13 protein-coding genes and 1 pseudogene are annotated in these 17,031 nt (G+C 73.1%); 12 read left to right on the top strand and 2 right to left on the bottom strand.

What is annotated here, in order from left to right; all coding sequences use genetic code 11:
• The first annotated feature begins 569 nt into the window (after positions 1-569).
• From ACFV3R_RS21280 to ACFV3R_RS21240, 9 genes are all read left to right on the top strand, one after another.
• Positions 570-1,556: an Lrp/AsnC family transcriptional regulator gene (locus ACFV3R_RS21280; protein WP_385585144.1), complete on the top strand. Its 987-nt coding sequence runs from the start codon at positions 570-572 to the stop codon at positions 1,554-1,556.
• 40 nt (positions 1,557-1,596) lie between these two features.
• On the top strand, positions 1,597-3,120 hold the full coding sequence (locus tag ACFV3R_RS21275) for an amidohydrolase family protein (RefSeq protein ID WP_385585141.1): 1,524 nt from the start codon (positions 1,597-1,599) through the stop codon (positions 3,118-3,120).
• Positions 3,121-3,146: 26 nt separating this feature from the next.
• Entirely contained in the window at positions 3,147-4,490 is a 1,344-nt protein-coding gene (locus ACFV3R_RS21270) for an MFS transporter (protein ID WP_385585137.1), read from the top strand.
• A 56-nt stretch (positions 4,491-4,546) separates the two neighbouring features.
• Positions 4,547-6,487 carry a B12-binding domain-containing radical SAM protein gene (locus ACFV3R_RS21265; protein ID WP_385585134.1) on the top strand — a complete coding sequence of 647 codons (1,941 nt, stop codon included), beginning with the start codon at positions 4,547-4,549 and terminating at the stop codon, positions 6,485-6,487.
• 28 nt (positions 6,488-6,515) lie between these two features.
• The gene (locus tag ACFV3R_RS21260) at positions 6,516-7,358 is read left to right on the top strand and encodes a Rossmann-like domain-containing protein (protein ID WP_385585131.1); all 843 of its coding nucleotides are present in this window, start codon (positions 6,516-6,518) and stop codon (positions 7,356-7,358) included.
• Positions 7,345-8,280, top strand: a complete 936-nt coding sequence (locus ACFV3R_RS21255) for a DMT family transporter (protein ID WP_385585128.1) — start codon at positions 7,345-7,347, stop codon at positions 8,278-8,280. The genes ACFV3R_RS21260 and ACFV3R_RS21255 overlap by 14 nt, the downstream gene beginning before the upstream one ends.
• Before the next feature lie 64 nt (positions 8,281-8,344).
• The gene (locus tag ACFV3R_RS21250) at positions 8,345-8,713 is read left to right on the top strand and encodes a tRNA-binding protein (protein ID WP_385585125.1); all 369 of its coding nucleotides are present in this window, start codon (positions 8,345-8,347) and stop codon (positions 8,711-8,713) included.
• Between the two features lie 142 nt (positions 8,714-8,855).
• Positions 8,856-9,437: an acireductone dioxygenase gene (locus ACFV3R_RS21245; RefSeq protein WP_385585122.1), complete on the top strand. Its 582-nt coding sequence runs from the start codon at positions 8,856-8,858 to the stop codon at positions 9,435-9,437.
• A 404-nt stretch (positions 9,438-9,841) separates the two neighbouring features.
• The gene (locus ACFV3R_RS21240) at positions 9,842-10,570 is read left to right on the top strand and encodes a family 16 glycosylhydrolase (protein ID WP_385585119.1); all 729 of its coding nucleotides are present in this window, start codon (positions 9,842-9,844) and stop codon (positions 10,568-10,570) included.
• 117 nt (positions 10,571-10,687) lie between these two features.
• On the opposite strand, the pseudogene ACFV3R_RS21235 reads toward ACFV3R_RS21240, so the two are convergent.
• A pseudogene (locus ACFV3R_RS21235) lies at positions 10,688-11,303 on the bottom strand (GntR family transcriptional regulator).
• A 325-nt stretch (positions 11,304-11,628) separates the two neighbouring features.
• On the opposite strand from ACFV3R_RS21235, the gene ACFV3R_RS21230 reads away from it, so the two are divergent.
• The 3 genes from ACFV3R_RS21230 to ACFV3R_RS21220 all read left to right on the top strand — a co-directional run bounded on the left by ACFV3R_RS21230 (position 11,629) and on the right by ACFV3R_RS21220 (position 15,145).
• Positions 11,629-12,654 (top strand): amidohydrolase family protein, encoded by a 1,026-nt coding sequence (locus ACFV3R_RS21230; protein WP_385585117.1) that lies wholly within the window; start codon positions 11,629-11,631, stop codon positions 12,652-12,654.
• A 44-nt stretch (positions 12,655-12,698) separates the two neighbouring features.
• On the top strand, positions 12,699-13,640 hold the full coding sequence (locus tag ACFV3R_RS21225) for an amidohydrolase family protein (RefSeq protein WP_385585114.1): 942 nt from the start codon (positions 12,699-12,701) through the stop codon (positions 13,638-13,640).
• 122 nt (positions 13,641-13,762) lie between these two features.
• The gene (locus ACFV3R_RS21220; RefSeq protein WP_385585111.1) at positions 13,763-15,145 is read left to right on the top strand and encodes an MFS transporter; all 1,383 of its coding nucleotides are present in this window, start codon (positions 13,763-13,765) and stop codon (positions 15,143-15,145) included.
• 347 nt (positions 15,146-15,492) lie between these two features.
• On the opposite strand, the gene ACFV3R_RS21215 is transcribed toward ACFV3R_RS21220, so the two are convergent.
• The gene (locus ACFV3R_RS21215) at positions 15,493-17,004 is read right to left on the bottom strand and encodes a PucR family transcriptional regulator ligand-binding domain-containing protein (protein WP_385585108.1); all 1,512 of its coding nucleotides are present in this window, start codon (positions 17,002-17,004) and stop codon (positions 15,493-15,495) included.
• Positions 17,005-17,031: the final 27 nt, after the last annotated feature.

Genomic DNA, 17,031 nt, shown 5'->3' with positions numbered 1-17,031 from the left:
GTACGGCCGGACCATGTGTTCCGGCCGGCACCGGACCGCGCGAGCTGCTCGTACTCCCGTACGGCACGGACTCCTCAGGGCCGCTGTTCCGGATCTCGTCGGGCGCACAACCCCGGCCTCCGGCCTGGTCCGGAAGAAGGGTCCCGGCCTGCTTACGCCGCGGCCTGGTACGGCATCAGCGTCCGCAACGGGCAGGGCCCGCCCGTCGGATCAAGCCGTGCGGTGGAGGCCGTCTCCGGGGCGCGAACCGGGGCGAGTGGGGCCGGGTGAGGTATCCCGGCGCAGACGGCCGACCCGGCCCGGCACCTGCGGCAGAACCCGCCACAACCAGCGAGAACTCCCAGAGCGCCGGCCGGCCGTCACGGCGCCCGCCTCGGACCGGAGCAGGCCGGGGGAGAGTTCGCCGGCGTGGCCGAAGTTGCGCCACCGCCTGAGAACAGCCATTGACGGTGTACCTGTCAACTGTCCAAGATGGCCGCACCGACGGGCCCCGAGATGCTGACAACGAGCACCATGACCCGCCGAAAGGTCGAGAACCGGCGTCACCGCAGCATCGAGGAAGTTTCCACATGGAACTGTCCTGCTTCGAGAGGGAGTTGGTGGCCGCGCTCCAGCGTGCCCCGCGGGCCCCGTACGCGACGCTCGCCGGCCGGCTGGGCGTGGCTGAGCGGTCCGTGCGACGCGCCATGCGACGGCTGCGGGACGACGGGGTCCTGACCTACTCGGCCACCATCGCGCGCGAGGACACCCACGGCTGGCTCGCGGCCCAGCTGGAGATCGGCTGCCGTGCGGGGATGAGCGACGCCGTGGCCCACGCGCTCGCCGCCCGGCCCGACACCCGCTACGTCGCCGTGGCCACCGGCGACGCCGACCTGGTCGTGGAGCTGGTCGCCCCCGACCCGGGCGCCCTGCACACGCTGGTGGTGCACGAGCTGCCGGCACTGGACGGCGTACGGTCGGTGCGCAGCGAGGTCGCGGTGCGGCTGCTGCTGTCCGCCGCCGACTGGTCCCCGGACGGGTGGCGCAGCCCGCGGCGCGAGCGGGTGGTGCAGGGGAAGCGCGAAGCCGTCGGCATACAGCTGGACGACAGCGACCTGGCCATCGTGCGCGCACTCGACCAGGACGTACGCACCCCGGCGGCCCGCATAGCGCAGCAGGTCGGGCTGCACGAGACCACGGTGCAGCGGAGGTTGCACCGGTTGACGGAGTCCGGTGCCCTCTACATGAGGGCGGACGTGCCCCCGGCCCTGCTCGGCTTCCCGCTGGAGGCCCGCTTCACCCTGCAGGTGCGCCCCGACAGCCTGGAAGCGGCGTTGCGGCGTCTCGCGCGCGAACCGACGCTGCGCGCCCTGTACATCGTGACCGGGACCTTCAACGTGCTCGGGTACTGCGTGCACGGCTCGACCGCCGCCCTGGAGGACTTCTTCGCCGGTCCGCTCGCCGAGGTCGGCGGCCTGCTGGGCTGTGACATCCGGGTCGTGCTCCGGGCCTACAAGCGCAACGGTGTCCCCGTGGCCGACGAGCGGGGAAACCGGCATCCGACCAGCACCGCGTAGTCGAAGTGATCGCAGAGCGACGGGGGAGGGGTAGCACACCGTGCGGTTGCAGCAGAACACCTCAGGGACATCAGGCAGCCTCGGGAGGCGGCCCCGGGACCGGCTGGTCCTGCGGGACGTCACCGTCATCGACGGCACGGGCGCCCCACCGTACGGCCCCGCCGACGTCGTGCTGGAGGGCGGGCGCATCCAGCGAATCGTCTCGGCGGGCCGCAACACCGACATGACCCAGGCCGGTCAACAGGCCGGCGCCGGCGCCGAGTCCTGGGAGTTACCCGGCCACTACGTGCTGCCGGGACTGGTCGACGCGCACGCCCACATCGCGGCCGCCGAGCAGGGGCCCGACGCCGACTACAGCTACCGGCTCTGGCTCGGCCACGGCATCACCAGCGTCCGGGAGACCGGGTGCCTGGGCAACGGGACGGAGTTCACCGTACGGGAGGCGCGGCGGGCCGCGGCGAACGAGATCACCGCACCCCGCATCACGCCGTACGCCGCATTCGGCGCCGGCCGCACCGAGCCGTTCCGGACGAACCGGGACGCCGAGAAGTGGGTGGCGCACCAGGCCGAACTCGGAGCGCAGGGCATCAAGTTCTTCGGTGCGCCACCGGAGATCTTCCGGGCCGCGCTCGCCGAGGCCCGGCGGCTGGGGCTGGGCAGCGCCTGCCACCACGCGCCCTCCGACGTGGCACGGGTCAACGCCCTGACCACCGCCCGCTGGGGACTGGGCAGCATCGAGCACGGCTACGGACTGCCGGAGGCCATGTTCACCGACCGCCGGGTCCAGCACTTCCCCAGCGGCTACAACTACAACGACGAGCACGACCGGTTCGCCCAGCTCGGCCGGTCCTGGCGGCAGGCCGCCGAACCCGGGAGCCGCCGCTGGGAGGAGACCCGCGACGAACTGATCTCCCTGGGCACCGCCCTCGACCCGACGTTCGTCATCTACACCGCCGCACGGGACGCCGCCCGAGCACGCGGCCGCGAGTACCTCCCCGCCTACGCGGCCCCGCAGGCCTGGGACTTCTACCAGCCCAATCCCGCGAACCACGGCTCGTTCCTCTACGACTGGGGCACCGAGGAGGAGGTGGCCTGGAAGGAGAACTACCAGCTGTGGATGGCGTTCGTCCGTGACTTCCACCAGCACGGCGGACTGCTGACCACCGGGTCCGACGCCGGGTTCATCTACAACCTGTACGGGTTCGGGCTGGTGGAGGAGATGGAACTGCTGCGCGAAGCCGGCCTGCACCCGCTGGAGATCATCCGGTGCGCCACCGCAAACGGCGCCCGCCTGCTCGGACTCCAGGACACCGGGACGCTCGAACCGGGCAAGGCCGCCGACCTCCTGGTCCTGGACGAGAACCCGCTGGCCAACCTGAAGGTGCTCTACGGCCACGGCCACCTGCGCATGCGGGCCGACGGCTCCCTGACCCGGGTCGGAGGCGTGCGCCATGTGATCAAGGGCGGGGTCGTCTTCGACGCCGAGCGACTGCGTGCCGCGGTACGCGACCAGGTGTCCGCCGAACGCGAGCGGCTCGGTGCCGCCGCCCCGTTCACCCCGTGACCGCCCCCGACGGACTGGGAGACCCCATGGTGAGCCCCGACGGGACGCGAGCGCGCCCGGGCGTCCCGGCCCTCCCCGTGCACCGCCACGTCACCGTGGCCATCGGCGTCGGCCAGGTCGTCGAATGGTTCGACTGGACGCTCTACGCCTCCTTCGCGGTGTTCTTCGCCGACCGCTTCTTCCCCGCCGGCCACGGCGGGGAGACCGCGCTGCTCAACGCGTTCGCCGTGTACGCCGTCGGCTTCCTGTTCCGCCCGCTGGGCGGCATGGTCCTGGGCCACCTCGCCGACCGTCTCGGCCGCGCGGCCGTCTTCAACCTGACACTGCTCATGATGGCCGGCGGCAGCCTGGCCATCGCCGTCATGCCCACCTACGGGCAGATCGGCACCGCCGCACCCGTCCTCCTGATCCTCGCCCGCGCGGTCCAGGGTCTCTCCGCCGGCGGCGAGATGCCGGCGAGCACGGCCCTGGCCACCGAGACCGCCCCCGCCGGCCGCAGGGCCTTCCACGCCTCGTCGATCTTCGTGGGCACGGGGCTCGGCGTCCTGCTGGCCTCGCTGCTGGGCTGGGTCCTCACCTCGACCCTGACCCGGACCCAGATGACCGGCTTCGGCTGGCGCATCGCCTTCGGCGCCGGCGCCCTGCTCGGCCTCGTCGCTCTGGTGCTGCGCCGCCGCGTGCTGCTGTCCGAGGAGGCGGCGGCACAGCGTCCGCGTCCGGCCCCCGGGCCCGAGGACCGGAGCGGGCACGGCCGGCGTCCGCCCCGGGATCCCGCCGTCTCCGTTGCGGCTCAGGTCCGGGGCGTACTGCGGGTCGTGGGCTTCGGCGTCGCGGCGACCGTCGGCTTCTACACGCTGACGGTGTACATGCCGACCCACCTCCAGCTCCGGGAAGGCATGCCTCCCGCGACCGCTTTCCTGATCAGTTGCGTCGTCCTGGTGGTCTACAGCGCGCTGCCGCCCCTGGCCGGCCTGGCCGCGGACCGCTGGGGCCGCCGCCCGGTGATGGGCTGGAGCGCGCTGGCGCTGGCGGTGGTGCTGGTGCCGGCCGTCGCCCTGATGTCCCGCCAGGTCGCGGTGACCCTCCCGCTCCTGCTGGTCTGCATCGTCCTGCTCACCGCCTTTCACGGACCGTTCCCCGCGCTGATGAGCGAACAGTTCCCCGCCGCGACCCGGGGGCTCGGCGTCGGAATCGCCTACTCCCTGGTGACGGCCCTGTTCGGCGGCACCGCGGCCTACCTCGCCGCCTGGCTGACCTCCCTCGGACACCCGCTGTGGTTCTTCGGCTACGTGGCCGCGACGTTCGCCCTGGCAGCCGTGACCGTCCACGCCCTCCCGGAGACACCCCCGCACGGCCCCACCCGGCCCTGAGCCCCGCCCCACCCCGTCCCGTGCCCAGTTGGCCCCACCACGACGAGAGGTACACCTTGCGCACAGCGACACGTGAGACCGTCGTCCACGACGTCTTCCACCGCCCCCAGAAACCGGACGCGACCGCGGCCAGGGAACTCTCCGCACTGCGCCGCTCCCGCCGCGCCGGCCTGACCGAGCGGGCCGGCTGCGAGCGCCCGGACCAGGTGCCCTGGAACACCCGCGCCTTCCCGGTCCTGGCCGCGCTCGCACCCGTGATGACCTCCCTCGAGGGCGAGATCACCTACCCCGGCGACCCCATGTGCCTCTACCACGCCCTCAGCGTCGTCGTGGACAGCGCCCTGAAGTCGGTCCGGATCACCGCGGACGACGGCGAGGACGTGCCGTTCACGGACCTGTGTCCCGACTGGCGATGTCCCCCGAGCAAGGAACGGCGGCTGACCGCGCGGCACGGACCGCGCCTGACCGACGCGGAGGCGGGCACCCCCGACGGCGCGGTGTTCGACCCCCGGGTCTGGGACGAGCCGGCCCGCGAGCGGCTGAGGGAGCTCAGCCGGCGGCTGCGCCCGAAGGTCTTCCTCGTCAGCACGGTATCGCCGGGACACCGCTACGCCCTGGAGATGGCCAGGCTCGTGAAGGAGGAACTGCCCGACTGCCTCGTCGTGTTCGGCGGACGGCACATGGACGAGTCCATGCGCTACTCCCCGGCCGGCCGCACCCTCGTACTGCAGTACAGCAGTACGCTGCGCGCCATCGAGGAGGGGCGGGCCGAGCCGGTGGTGGACTTCCTTGTGAGCGGTGAGGGCTACTTCGCGCTGGACCTGCTGATGAAGGCGATCGCCCTGGCGATGGACCTGGACCGCACCCGGGCACAGGTCCACGACGTGGTCGGGATGCTGTCCCTGCTCGGCGCCGCGGGGCTGCGGCTGCCGGGGAACTCGCTCCTGTGCGCCCGGGACGGCGCCACCGTGCACGCCTTCCCGATCAAGGGCGGAAAGTACGACCTCGCCGAACTGCCCTCCCCTTACCAGGGCTTCGCCATCCGCTCCCGCTTCCCGGTCTTCCCGCTGCCCGACGGCCGGCCGGCGCGCACGGCCCACCTGACGGTGACCAACGCCTGCCCCTACCACTGCGACTTCTGCTCCGAGTCGGCCCTCGTGGTCGGCGGGCTCAAGCGCTTCGGCGCCGCCCCGGCCGAGGCCGCGCTGGAGCGGGTGTGCGAGTACGTCAGCTACGGCGCCGAGGCCGTCTTCTTCGACGACTCCATCTTCTGGAGCGGTACCTTCCGCGCCATCCGGGAGTTCTGCGAGGCGCTGCGCGCGGCCCGGACCGCCACCGGTCCCGAGGACCTCCCGGAGCGCTGCCGCCGCTGGATCACCGGGGACGGGGACTGGCAGCGGCTGCGCGCCCTGCGCTTCGGCTGCCAGGTGACCGCCGACCTCCTCACCACGCTGCACGGCGAGGACGAGGTGCACCAGATGCTGGCCGCGCTGCGCGAAGCCGGCTGCACCTACCTCTACATGGGCATCGAGAGCATGTCGAGCCAGGTCATGGACCACGTCCACAAGAACATCCGCCGCGTCGCGGACCTGCCCTGGAAGAAGAAGGTCCGCACCGCCCTGACCCGCATCCGGGAGGCCGGCATCCCCGTCGGCAGCTCCGTGCTGTTCGGCCTGGAGGGCGAGACGCGCGAGACGATCCAGGAGACCGTCGAGGAGGTGGGCCGGCTCGTGGACGACGGCCTCGTCATGCTGGCCAGCCCGAACATCCTCACCTACCACCCGGCCACCCGGATCACCCGCGAGCACGGCATGCAGGACAGGCTCGACTACCACTCCCCGGACGTCGAGAACCGGCCGCCGTACATCTACTTCGAGGAGGCCTTCCCCGGAGTCGTCTCACGCCGGCTGTCCGAGGACGACATCTGGTTCATCCACGAGTCGACGGCCAAACGCTGGGGCACCATCCGCAACTCCGCCGAGCCCGAGTTCCCGTAACCCCACCGACTGGGAGAGCACACACGACATGGACGACATCCTGGGAACCCTGCGCGCCCTCCTGACCGAGCGCAGCCGCGACGTGCCCGACGACGACTTCCGGCTGCGCAGCCTGTGGAGCGTCGACTACCGGTCCCAGCCCACCGAGTTCGAGCGGTTCATGGTCTACAGCTTCGTGCTCGCCCAGACCGTCCGGCAGGGCTGCTGCTACGCCGACTTCGGATCCGTCCGGCTCGACGAGACCGGTGACGGGCTCATCGGGAAGGACGCCCGTCTGGTGCGCGGCGCCACCCTGGAAGAGGACATCGCCATCCTGGACGCCGCCTTCGGCGCGCTGCCCCGCACCCCGGCGCAGGTCGTCACCGTCGACGGGACGCCGGAGGCCAAGGCGCTGGCCCGGGCGGAGACCGTCGTCGGCGAGACGATGCGGCTGCTGAACCGCTTGGGAGGCCGCAGGGTCGCCCAGATCGGGGTCATGGGCAACCTGGTCCAGCACCTCCTGCGGGAGGACGTCGACCTCACCGCGAGCGACTTCGACCCCCACCTCATCGAGAACGGCATCCTCGGTGTCCCGGTGTGCTCGGGGGAGGAGAGCGCGCGACTGGTCGCGGAGAGCGACGTGGCACTGGTGTGCGGCGAGACGCTGGCGAGCCGGACCCTGGAGGAACTGGTCGCCACCGCCGCGGAACACGACACCCGGCTGGTCATCTTCGCCGTCACCGGATGCCACTTCGCGCAGGAGTACTGCGCGACGTTCGGCGTCGACGCGGTCATGGCCGAACCGCAGCCGCAGTACCTCTTCCAGGGCCCTTCGACGCTGGAGATCTACCGGAAGGACGCCCTCGGGCGCGCACACCATGGTGAGCACTGAACCGAAACCGGCCGACGTGGCCGCGGGGGCCGGGGGCGGGCGCTTCGCCTCCGGGGCCCTGCCCATCCTGCTGGCCGGACTGCTGTGGGGCAGCACCGGCACCGCGGCGAGCTTCGCCCCGGCCGGTGCGTCCGCCCTCTCGGTGGGCGCGGCCAACATGGGCATCGGCGGACTCGTCCTGCTGGTCGTCGCCGGCCCGTCGGCGCTCCGGGTGCTGCGCAGCGGTGCCGGTGCGTGGCGCACCGTGCTGGGGGGCGCCGTCGCCGTGGCGGTCTACCCGCTGGCTTACTACACCTCCATGCACCTCACGGGCATCGCCACCGGCACCGTGGTGACCGTCGGCTCGACCCCGGCCTTCACCAAACTGTGCGAGGTGATCGGGGAGCGGGCCCTGCCCCACGTGCGATGGGTGGGGGCGAGCGCGGTGTCCACGGTCGGCGTCGCCCTCGTCGTCGCCGGACAACGGCACCCGGCGGACGGACCGCACGGCGCGGGGGAGACCGCCCTCGGCGTCGCCCTCGGCCTGCTCGCCGGTGCGGCGTACGCCGTGTACTCCTACAGCGCCGGACGCCTCATCCGCCGCGGGGCCTCGTCCCGCTCGGTGATGGGGGTGATGTTCGGCCTGGGCGGGGTCCTGCTCGTGCCCGTGCTCGTGGTGACCGGGGGGCCGCTGCTCAGCACACGTGCGGGGCTGCTGGTGGCCGGATACCTGGCGCTGGTGCCCATGGCGCTCGCCTACTTCCTCTTCGGGCGGGGCCTGGGCCGTGTCACGGCGAGCACGGCAGCCACCCTGATCCTGGTGGAACCGGTGGCCGCCGCGGTGCTCAGCGTGGTGGTCGCGGGCGAGGAGCTGGACGCGCTCGGCTGGGCCGGGATCGTCCTGGTCGGTGTCGGGTTACTGATCCTCGACGATCGTGAGTAATGTGGGGATGCGTTTTGTATGGCCCAACGCGCTGAACAGAAAAGCGAATTGAGGGAAGACGACCATGGCAGCCACCGAGTCCGCGGACAACGGGCAGACGACGGAGAAGATCGACGCCGGCCAGTTCTTCGGCTGCGAACTGCGGGTGGGACGGGTGACCGAGGTCGAGGACTTCCCCGAGGCCAGGAACCCCGCCTACAAAGTGGCTGTCGACTTCGGTCCGGCGGGCACCCTCCACACGAGCGCGCAGGTCACCCACTACGACCGCGATGCCCTGAAGGACCGGTTGGTGGTCGGCGTGGTCAACCTCAGGCCCAAGCGGATCGCGGGTTTCCGGAGCGAGTTCCTACTGCTCGGTTCGTACGACACCGAGGGCCGGGCCCAGCTCCTCGTCCCGGCACCGGGTGCGGCGCCCGGCGACCTCGTGGGCTGAGGCGTCCCCGCGGACCGGCCGGCCCGGGCCATGGGGAGCGCGCCTTTGCCGACGGCTTCGGCACCTCAGCACGACCGGACGCCGCGGAGGTCGATCTCCCCGGTGCCCGTGCCCGGTCATTTCGCGTGGGAGGAGAGAACCGATGACGTTGCTCCAGGTCATGCCCGAGGACGCGCCGGACCGTGTGGTGCTCCGCACCCGGGACCGCGCGGAGATCTCCGAGGTTCTGGCCGCCTGCTCGGTGCGGCTGCGCGACTGGCCGATGCGCGGCCCCGTCGAGCCGGGCACCACCGAGGAGGAGATCCTCACCCGGTACCGCCGCGAGGTGGACGCCCTGTGCGCCGAGGAGGGGCTGCGCCTGGTCGACGTCGTGCGGCTGCACCCGGAGGACACCCCGCAGTGGCGGGAGCGTGCGGCCCAGGCGCGCGGGACCTTCCTGGAGGAGCACCGGCACGTGGAGGACGAGGTCCGGTTCTTCGCCCACGGGGTCGGCTGCTTCTACCTGCACGTCCGGCAGAAGGTGTACGCGGTGGTGTGCGAGGCGGGGGACCTGTTGTCGGTGCCGGCGGGGACGACCCACTGGTTCGACATGGGGCCGCGTCCCGACTTCTGCGCGGTGCGCTTCTTCGAGCGGGAGGACGGCTGGGTCGGGGACTTCACCGGCGACCCCCTCGCACGGAACTTCCCCCGGCTCGACGCCCTGCTGGCGGGTGCCGGCGGGTAGCGCGGCGCGCGAGGTGACGAGGGCGGCCCTCGGTGTCGGAGGCACCGCCCCGTGCGCGGGGTGCTGTCCCCGTCCGGCGGTGGGCGGTCCGGACGGCTTCCGGCCGACCGGCCCCGCGGTGTTCCGCAGCCGTACGCCGAAGGCGACCTGACGCACCTGGCCCGGCCGACGGAGGACGCAGACGTCGAGCGGTGCGGCTCCGGAGCGGCACCGCGGGGCCGGCCTCACCCGGCAGGGCCCGGCCGGGGGGCCGGCCGGTGCGCCGTCTTCACGGCCGGAAAGCGGGAGGGCGATGTCCGCGGCGCACCTTGTCAGGTACCGAACACGCACTTACAGTCCGGCGGTGCACCCCGGTCACGGAGAACCTCTCCTAAGATTTCGCCCGCCGGCGCAAGGGAGTCGCGATGCCCACTGCACGCCTCAGACCGTCCCGGGTCCTCGGCACCGTCCTGACGGCCTTCCTGGCGCTGCTCCTGGTGCAGCCGCCCGCGCAGGCCGCCTCCTGGGGGTCCCCGCAGAGCGTCACCTCGTGGAACGTCGTCAGCGGCAGGTGGACGGCCAACAACGAGCTGGAGACCTACACCCCGGACTGCGTCTGGTACGAGGGCGACACACTGGTGATCAAGACCTACGACGCGGGCGGCGGGGTGTACAAGTCGGGCCGTGTGGAGTCGAAAGCCCTCTACGGCTACGGCACCTACAGCTTCACCGCCAGCATGCCGAACGGTCAGGGCCTGCTGCCCGCCGTGTGGGGGGCCTACCTCAACCCCTGGCTGCCCGAGATGGACGCGGCGGAGATCGTCGGATCCCGCCCCGGGACCGCCTACCAGACCTTCCACGACACCTCCAACGCCCAGACCCAGTGGGCCGTGGACAACCCCGGGGCGTGGACCAACGCCTTCCACACCTACTCGTTCACCTGGTGGCCCGACCACATCGACTTCGCGGTGGACGGCAACTTCACGGGGACCAAGTGGTACACCACCGGGCCCGGCGTCGGCATGCACTTCATCGTCGACACGGCGGTCGGCGGGGACTGGCCGGGTAACCCGGACTCCTCGACCTGGGCCACCGCCGACGGTGCCCGGTACCTCAAGGTCTCCTCGGTCACCTACACCCCGTACTACCCGTGACGGGCGGGCCGCCCGTGCCGGCGGCCGCGCCGGGAGGCGGGCGGTGGGGCATCCGGGCGGGCCTCGCGGGCGGCGTGGTGGCGGCCGCGGCGCGGTGAGGCGGCGGGGGCCGCTGCGTCACGCCGGGCCCGGTACGGGCGGGCCGGCCTGTAGCTGCTCGATGACGCTCTCCAGATGAGCGTGGGCGGCGGCCTCGGCGGCTGCCGGGTCGCCGGTGACGACGGCGTCGATCAGCGCCAGGTGCTGGGGGAGTGACTGGGCGGGGCGGCCCGGCCGCAGGGCCAGCCGGAACTGGTGGCGGACCGTCCGGGCGTTCAGCCGGTCCAGCAGCTCCCGGGTGACCTGCTGGCCGCTCACCTCGGCGACGTAGTCGTGCAGCCGGCGGTTGAGGGCCGAGTAGGTCTCCAGGCCGCCAACCCGCGACGGCTTCCCGCATCCGGGCGCCCAGGCCGCGCAGGACCGCGCGCTGCTCGTCCGTGGCCTGCACGGCGGCCCGACGGGCGCACAGCCCCTCCAGGGAAGCCCGGCACTCGGTGATCTGGACGGCCTCCGCCACGGAGACGACGCGTACCCGGGCGCGGCGCCGCGGGACGAGCTCGACCAGGCCCTCGGCCGCCAGCTCCGGCAGGGCCTCCCGGACGGCGCTGCGGGTGGTGCGGTAGGTCTCGGAGAGCTCCTGCTCGACGAGGCGCTGGCCGGGGACGAGATCTCCCGAGGTCAGCGCCTGCCGCACGGCCTTCCGGACCGCGAGCCGCCCCGACCGGCCCGGTCACCGGACGCTCCGCCATGCCTTCCCCCTCTCCCGGTCCCGGTCGCCGGCGCCGTCCGCGCGGGTGCCGGGCCTTCACCGGCAAGCAAGCACTCTGACGACCTCGGCCCGCAGTGTTCGCAAGAAGGCCGACTTTTTCATCAAGAATATTGTCAACAATCCTGTTGACGGTTAGCTTGGCCTGGATCGCTGAGACCCGGAGGACCCCGCCGACCGCGACGGCCGGCCACGCCGGGTCTCCGACCGGTCGGCGCTCCCCCCCCGCCGCGACACCCGAGAAGGAACAGCGATGATCATCGACTGCCACGGCCACTACACCACCGCACCACCGGCGCTCGCGGCGTGGCGGGAACGGCAGACGGCGGCCCTGGCCGACCCGGCCGCCGCCCCCGACCCCGCCGACCTGCACATCAGTGAGGACGAGCTGCGGCGCAGCATCGAGGACAACCAGCTGCGGATGATGGACGAACGGGGCATCGACCTCACCGTCTTCTCACCCCGTGCCTCGTTCATGGCACACCACGTCGGGGACTTCGCGACCTCCTCGCAGTGGGCCGCGCTCTGCAACGACCTCTGCCACCGCGTCAGTTCGCTCTACCCGGACCGGTTCGTCCCCGCGGCCATGCTCCCGCAGTCCCCGGGCGTCGACCCCGCCACCTGCCTGCCCGAACTCACCCGGTGCGTCGAGGAACTGGGCGCCGTAGCCGTCAACCTCAACCCCGACCCCTCAGGCGGCCACTGGACCGCGCCACCGCTGACCGACCGCTCCTGGTACCCGCTGTACGAGAAGCTCGTCGAGTACGACGTGCCGGCGATGGTCCACGTGAGCACCAGCGTCAACCCCGCCTTCCACACCACCGGCGCGCACTACCTCAACGCCGACACCACGGTGTTCATGCAGCTCGTCCAGGGCGACCTGTTCGCCGACTTCCCCGACCTGCGCCTGGTCATCCCGCACGGCGGCGGCGCCGTCCCCTACCACTGGGGCCGTTTCCGCGGGCTGGCGGCCGCCCTGGGGAAGCCGCCGCTGGAGGAGCACGTGCTCGGCAACGTCTACTTCGACACCTGCGTCTACCACCAGCCCGGCATCGACCTCCTGCTCGACGTCGTACCGAAGCGGAACATCCTCTTCGCCTCGGAGATGATCGGCGCCGTCCGCTCCGTGGACCCGTGCACCGGCCACCACTTCGACGACACCCGCCGCTACGTCGAGCACGCGCAGCTCTCCGCCGCCGACCTGGCCGGCATCCAGGAGCACCACGCCCGCGCCGTCTACCCACGCCTGGACGCGCTGCTGCGCAGGCAGGGCCGCTGAGCCCCCGAGCAGCCCCACCCCCGGCGGCCCCCCAGGAGAGCACCGTGAGCCCCACCCCGCCCACCACCCCCGCACCCTTCACCAAGACCCCCGGCTGGCTCGACTGGTACGCGAACCCGTCCCGGCCCGCCTTCACGCTCCCACCCGGAACCGTCGACGCGCACTGCCACGTCTTCGGCCCCGGTGCGCGCTTCCCCTACGCCCCGGAACGCAAGTACACCCCCTGCGACGCCGGCCGGGACGAGCTCTTCGCCCTCCGCGACCACCTGGGCGTGAGCCGCAACGTCATCGTCCAGGCGACCTGCCACGGCGCGGACAACAGCGCCATGCTCGACGCGGTGGCGGCCTCGCAGGGCCGGGCGCGCGGCGTCGCCACGGTACGTCCGGACGTCACCGACGCCGAGCTGCGCAGGCTCGACGACGCAGGCGTGCGGGGCATCCGGTTCAACTTCCTCAAGCGGCTCGTCGACGCCGCCCCCAAGGACGCCCTGGCGGCCCTGGCGAAGCGGATCGCCCCGCTGGGCTGGCACGTCGTCGTCTACTTCGAGGCCGCCGACCTGGCGGAGCTGGCGGACTTCTTCACCTCGCTGCCCGTCCCGCCGGTGGTCGACCACATGGGCCGGCCGGACGTGACGGACTCGCCCGACGGGCCGGAGTTCACCCGCTTCCTGCGCTTCGTCGACCGCGGCGAGGTCTGGGTGAAGGTGAGCTGCCCGGAGCGGCTCTCCGTCAGCGGGCCGGCGGCGCTCGACGGTGAGCGCCACCCGTACACCGACGTCGTGCCCTTCGCCCGGCGCGTCGTCGAGGAGTTCCCCGAGTCGGTGCTCTGGGGCACCGACTGGCCCCACCCCAACCTCACCGACCACATGCCCGACGACGGCCTCCTGGTCGACCAGGTGCCCCGGGTGGCCGTCACCGCCGCGCAGCAGCACCGGCTGCTGGTGGCCAACCCGATGCGGCTGTACTGGCCCGGCGAACAGCTCTGACACCGCCCGCGGGCGGGGCCGCGCGAGACGGCCCCGCCCCGGCCCACCACCGACCGCCCCCGCACCCCGGCCCCGGGAAGGCGACCCGCCCTCGCACCACTGCTTCCGACAAAGGCGTCCTCATGCAGCACTCCAACGCGGCCCACCGACTCGACCGGCTCCCGGTCTCACGCTTCCACAAGGTCACCCTGCTGGCCGTCTCCTTCGCCTACTTCTTCGAGTTCGCGGACATCAACAGCTTCGCGACCACCGCGCCCCGGCTGGTGGACCTCTGGGGCGTCACCGTCGACCAGGTCGCGTACGTGACCTCGCTGTCGTTCGTCGGCATGTTCCTCGGGTCGGTGGCGGCGAGCTGGACCGCCGACCGGTGGGGTCGCAAGAGGGCCCTGGTGCTGACCACCCTGGCGTTCGGCGTCTTCTCCTTCGCGGCCGTCTTCTCCTGGGACATCGTCTCCCTCGGGGTGTTCCGCGTCCTCACCTCCGCGGGCCTGTCCGCGATGACCGTGGTCGCCGTCATCTACGTGAGCGAGTTGTACCCCTCGGCCGCCCGCGGCAAGTACCAGGCCTACGCCATCACCATCGGCATCTGCGGCACACCGGTCACCAACCTCATCGCCAGCGCCGTCGTCCCGCTCACCGACTGGTCGTGGCGGCTGGTCTACCTGTGGGGTGCGCTCGGCATTCTCCTCGTCCTGTTCACCCGGCACCTCAAGGAGTCGCCCCGCTGGCACGAGAGCAGGGGAGAGCACGCGAAGGCCGACGCCCTGCTGCGGCAGATCGAGGAGCGGGTCCGCGCGGAGAAGGGCCCGCTCCCCGAGCCCGCCCCGCCCGTCGACGAGGCCTCGCAGACCAGGGCGCCGCTCCGGCTGCTGCTGAAGAAGAAGTACCTGGCCCCCACCCTCCTGCTCACGGTGGTGTGGGTGACGCAGACCATCGGCTTCTTCGGCTACTCCAGCTGGGCCCCCACCCTTCTGGCCAAGGAGGGCTTCGGCGTCGAGAAGTCCATCTTCTACGTCGCCCTCACCACGGTCGGGGCCCCGCTCGGCTCCTACCTGGCCTCGCTGGTCACCGACCGGTTCGAACGCAAGTGGTGCCTGGTCGCGTTCGGCGTCGTCATCGCCGTGTGCGGCCTGCTCTACGGCCTCACCTTCCAGCCGCTCCTCATCGTCGTCTTCGGCTTCCTCGTCAACCTCTTCGAGCGCGGCTACACCGCCCTCGGCTACGCCTACTCGCCGGAGCTGTTCGACACCCGCGGCCGCTCCCTGGGCACCGGCGTCTCCTACGGCCTGGGGCGCCTCTCCAACGCCGCCGGCCCGCTGGTCATCGCCGCCCTCTACGACCACACCGGCTACCACAGCGTCTTCCTCTTCATCGCCGCCACCTGGCTGCTGGGCGCCGCAGCCCTCACCCTCTTCGGCCCGCGCACCCGAGCGGCACGCCTGGCAGCAGCCGGAGCGCAGACCCCCACCACGCCGGAGCCGGCGGGCACTTCGTCGCACACCTAGGCAGTGTCTTCCAAGCCCGCTCGGCCGGGTCGACGGGCCGGTGGTGGACAGCGGCGACGGAGTCGGGGGCGAAGCCACCGCGATGACCGACCGGGAGTACCCCTGGGAGCCGGTGCCCGGCTGCTGGTCGGTCCGCTGCCGCGTGGACGGGCCGGGAGCAGGGGCCACCGTGCCGGTGGGGGCGGGGGACCGGGGCCGGGACTCGGCGGGCAGCATCGTTTGATCATTCCTGCCGGGTGACGTCGGTACGCACGGCGGGCAGGGGCTGCTCGGGGCCGAGCCGACCGGGAGGAGGACGCGGCCGCAGGGCCGTCCGGCCACAGCGGCTCACGGGACCGGCACCCGCCTCACCCCTCGGCATGGCGCAGCGCCAGCCAGAGTTCGGTGCGCACGTCGGGGTCGTCCACGTCCGCATCGAGCAGTGTCGCGATGCGCGAGAGGCGCTGCCGCACGGTGTTGCGGTGGACCCCCAGGGCCGTGGCGGTGCGGTCCCAACTGCCGTGCAGCGAGAGCCAGACGCGGAGCGTGGGGGCCAGCTCGGGACGTCCGGCCAGGGGCGCGAGCTGGGCCGCCGCCCGCTCCCTGGCCGCTTCGGGCGGCACCAGCGCACCGACCCCGCCCGGCGGCACGGGACGGGTGCGCACCAGCGGCCTCGCGGTGGCGACCGCGCGGCGCAGCGCCCGGTCGGCGTCCCGGTCGGCGGTGGCGAGGCCCGCGGCGGGGACGGCCTCGCTGACGCCGAGCACCCAGCCCGGCACCTGCGCCACGGGAACCCCGGCGGGCAGGATCGCGCGGACCGTCGCGTCCGAGGGCGCACCCGCGGCCAGTTCCTCCACCAGGGCGCTGCCGAGCACCTCCCCGAACTCCGCCGGGCCGCCCTCGCGGTCCCCGCGGCCCCTGGCCCGGACCACCCGCCACCGCCTCCCGCCCAGCGGTTCCACCGCTTCGTCCGGTGCCGCGCCGAGCAGCAGGCGCACCAGGGCCGCCGCGTGCGCCGGCTCGACGCGGGCAGCAGGCCGCCGCACCAGGAGGGAGAGCAGGACGGAGGCGAGCCCCGCCACGGTCGGTGCGTGGCGGTGCGGGTCGGCCGCGGCGATCAGGAGGACGGCGCGGGCCTGGCCGCCGACGGCGTAGGCGGCGAGCTGGGCGCCGTCGCTGGTGTCCCCCGCGGAGGCCGGACCGCCGGTGGCGACCACGTCCCGCAGCCGTCGCAGCCCCTCCCTGACGCGGGGACCGGGAGGGGTCCCCGCGCCGGCGATCTCCCGGCCGCCCGCCTCGCACAGCGCCGCCCAGCCGCCGAGGTGGCGGGCGAGGGCGCGCAGCACGGCGGTGACGGGGTCCGCGCCGGCGGCGGCGGAGGCGAGTGCACGCTGCGCCTCGCCCAGCCGCACCAGCTGCCGGTGCCGGGCCGCGGTGAGCGCCTGCCACACCGCGCTCTCCACGGCGACGAAAGGTGTCCCGCGCGGTACCTCCAGCAGCGGCAGCCCGTAGCGGTCGCACGCCTCCACCAGCGCCGGCGGCACCTCCTCGTGGACGGGGGCGACGCCGAAGCCGAGGACCGCGGCCCCCGCGGCGAGGGTGCTGCGCACGTACCCGTGCAGGGCGGCCTCCCGGCCGGCGGGGGCCGGGAGGTGCAGCCCGGCGGTCAGCAGCAGTTCGCCGCCCAGGAGGTAGGGCTCGGGGTCGGACATCTCCGAGGTGTGCACCCGCCGCACCGCCACGTCCCGCCGCGGGCCGGCGACCTGGCGCAGTCCCAGCCCGGGGTGGGCGAGGAGGTCGGCCAGCGGCACCCCGGGGTCGTCGAGCGGGTCGCCGGGGCCGGTGGTGCGGTCGCGGCTCGCAGGCCGGTCGCCGAGCATGTGCGAACCCTCCAGGAACGGGCGGTG

The sequence above is a fragment of the Streptomyces sp. NPDC059740 genome (assembly GCF_042733155.1).
Taxonomy (GTDB): Bacteria; Actinomycetota; Actinomycetes; order Streptomycetales; family Streptomycetaceae; genus Streptomyces.
This window is presented reverse-complemented; position numbering and strand designations above follow the sequence as displayed.

What these genes read in the sequence shown, in the direction of transcription:
- ACFV3R_RS21280 (WP_385585144.1), top strand. Translation starts at nt 570, where the DNA reads ATGGAACTGTCCTGCTTCGAGAGGGAGTTGGTGGCCGCGCTCCAGCGT.
- ACFV3R_RS21270 (WP_385585137.1), top strand. Translation starts at nt 3,147, where the DNA reads ATGGTGAGCCCCGACGGGACGCGAGCGCGCCCGGGCGTCCCGGCCCTC.
- ACFV3R_RS21260 (WP_385585131.1), top strand. Translation starts at nt 6,516, where the DNA reads ATGGACGACATCCTGGGAACCCTGCGCGCCCTCCTGACCGAGCGCAGC.
- ACFV3R_RS21255 (WP_385585128.1), top strand. Translation starts at nt 7,345, where the DNA reads ATGGTGAGCACTGAACCGAAACCGGCCGACGTGGCCGCGGGGGCCGGG.
- ACFV3R_RS21250 (WP_385585125.1), top strand. Translation starts at nt 8,345, where the DNA reads ATGGCAGCCACCGAGTCCGCGGACAACGGGCAGACGACGGAGAAGATC.
- ACFV3R_RS21245 (WP_385585122.1), top strand. Translation starts at nt 8,856, where the DNA reads ATGACGTTGCTCCAGGTCATGCCCGAGGACGCGCCGGACCGTGTGGTG.
- ACFV3R_RS21240 (WP_385585119.1), top strand. Translation starts at nt 9,842, where the DNA reads ATGCCCACTGCACGCCTCAGACCGTCCCGGGTCCTCGGCACCGTCCTG.
- ACFV3R_RS21230 (WP_385585117.1), top strand. Translation starts at nt 11,629, where the DNA reads ATGATCATCGACTGCCACGGCCACTACACCACCGCACCACCGGCGCTC.
- ACFV3R_RS21220 (WP_385585111.1), top strand. Translation starts at nt 13,763, where the DNA reads ATGCAGCACTCCAACGCGGCCCACCGACTCGACCGGCTCCCGGTCTCA.
- ACFV3R_RS21215 (WP_385585108.1), bottom strand. Translation starts at nt 17,004, where the DNA reads ATGCTCGGCGACCGGCCTGCGAGCCGCGACCGCACCACCGGCCCCGGC.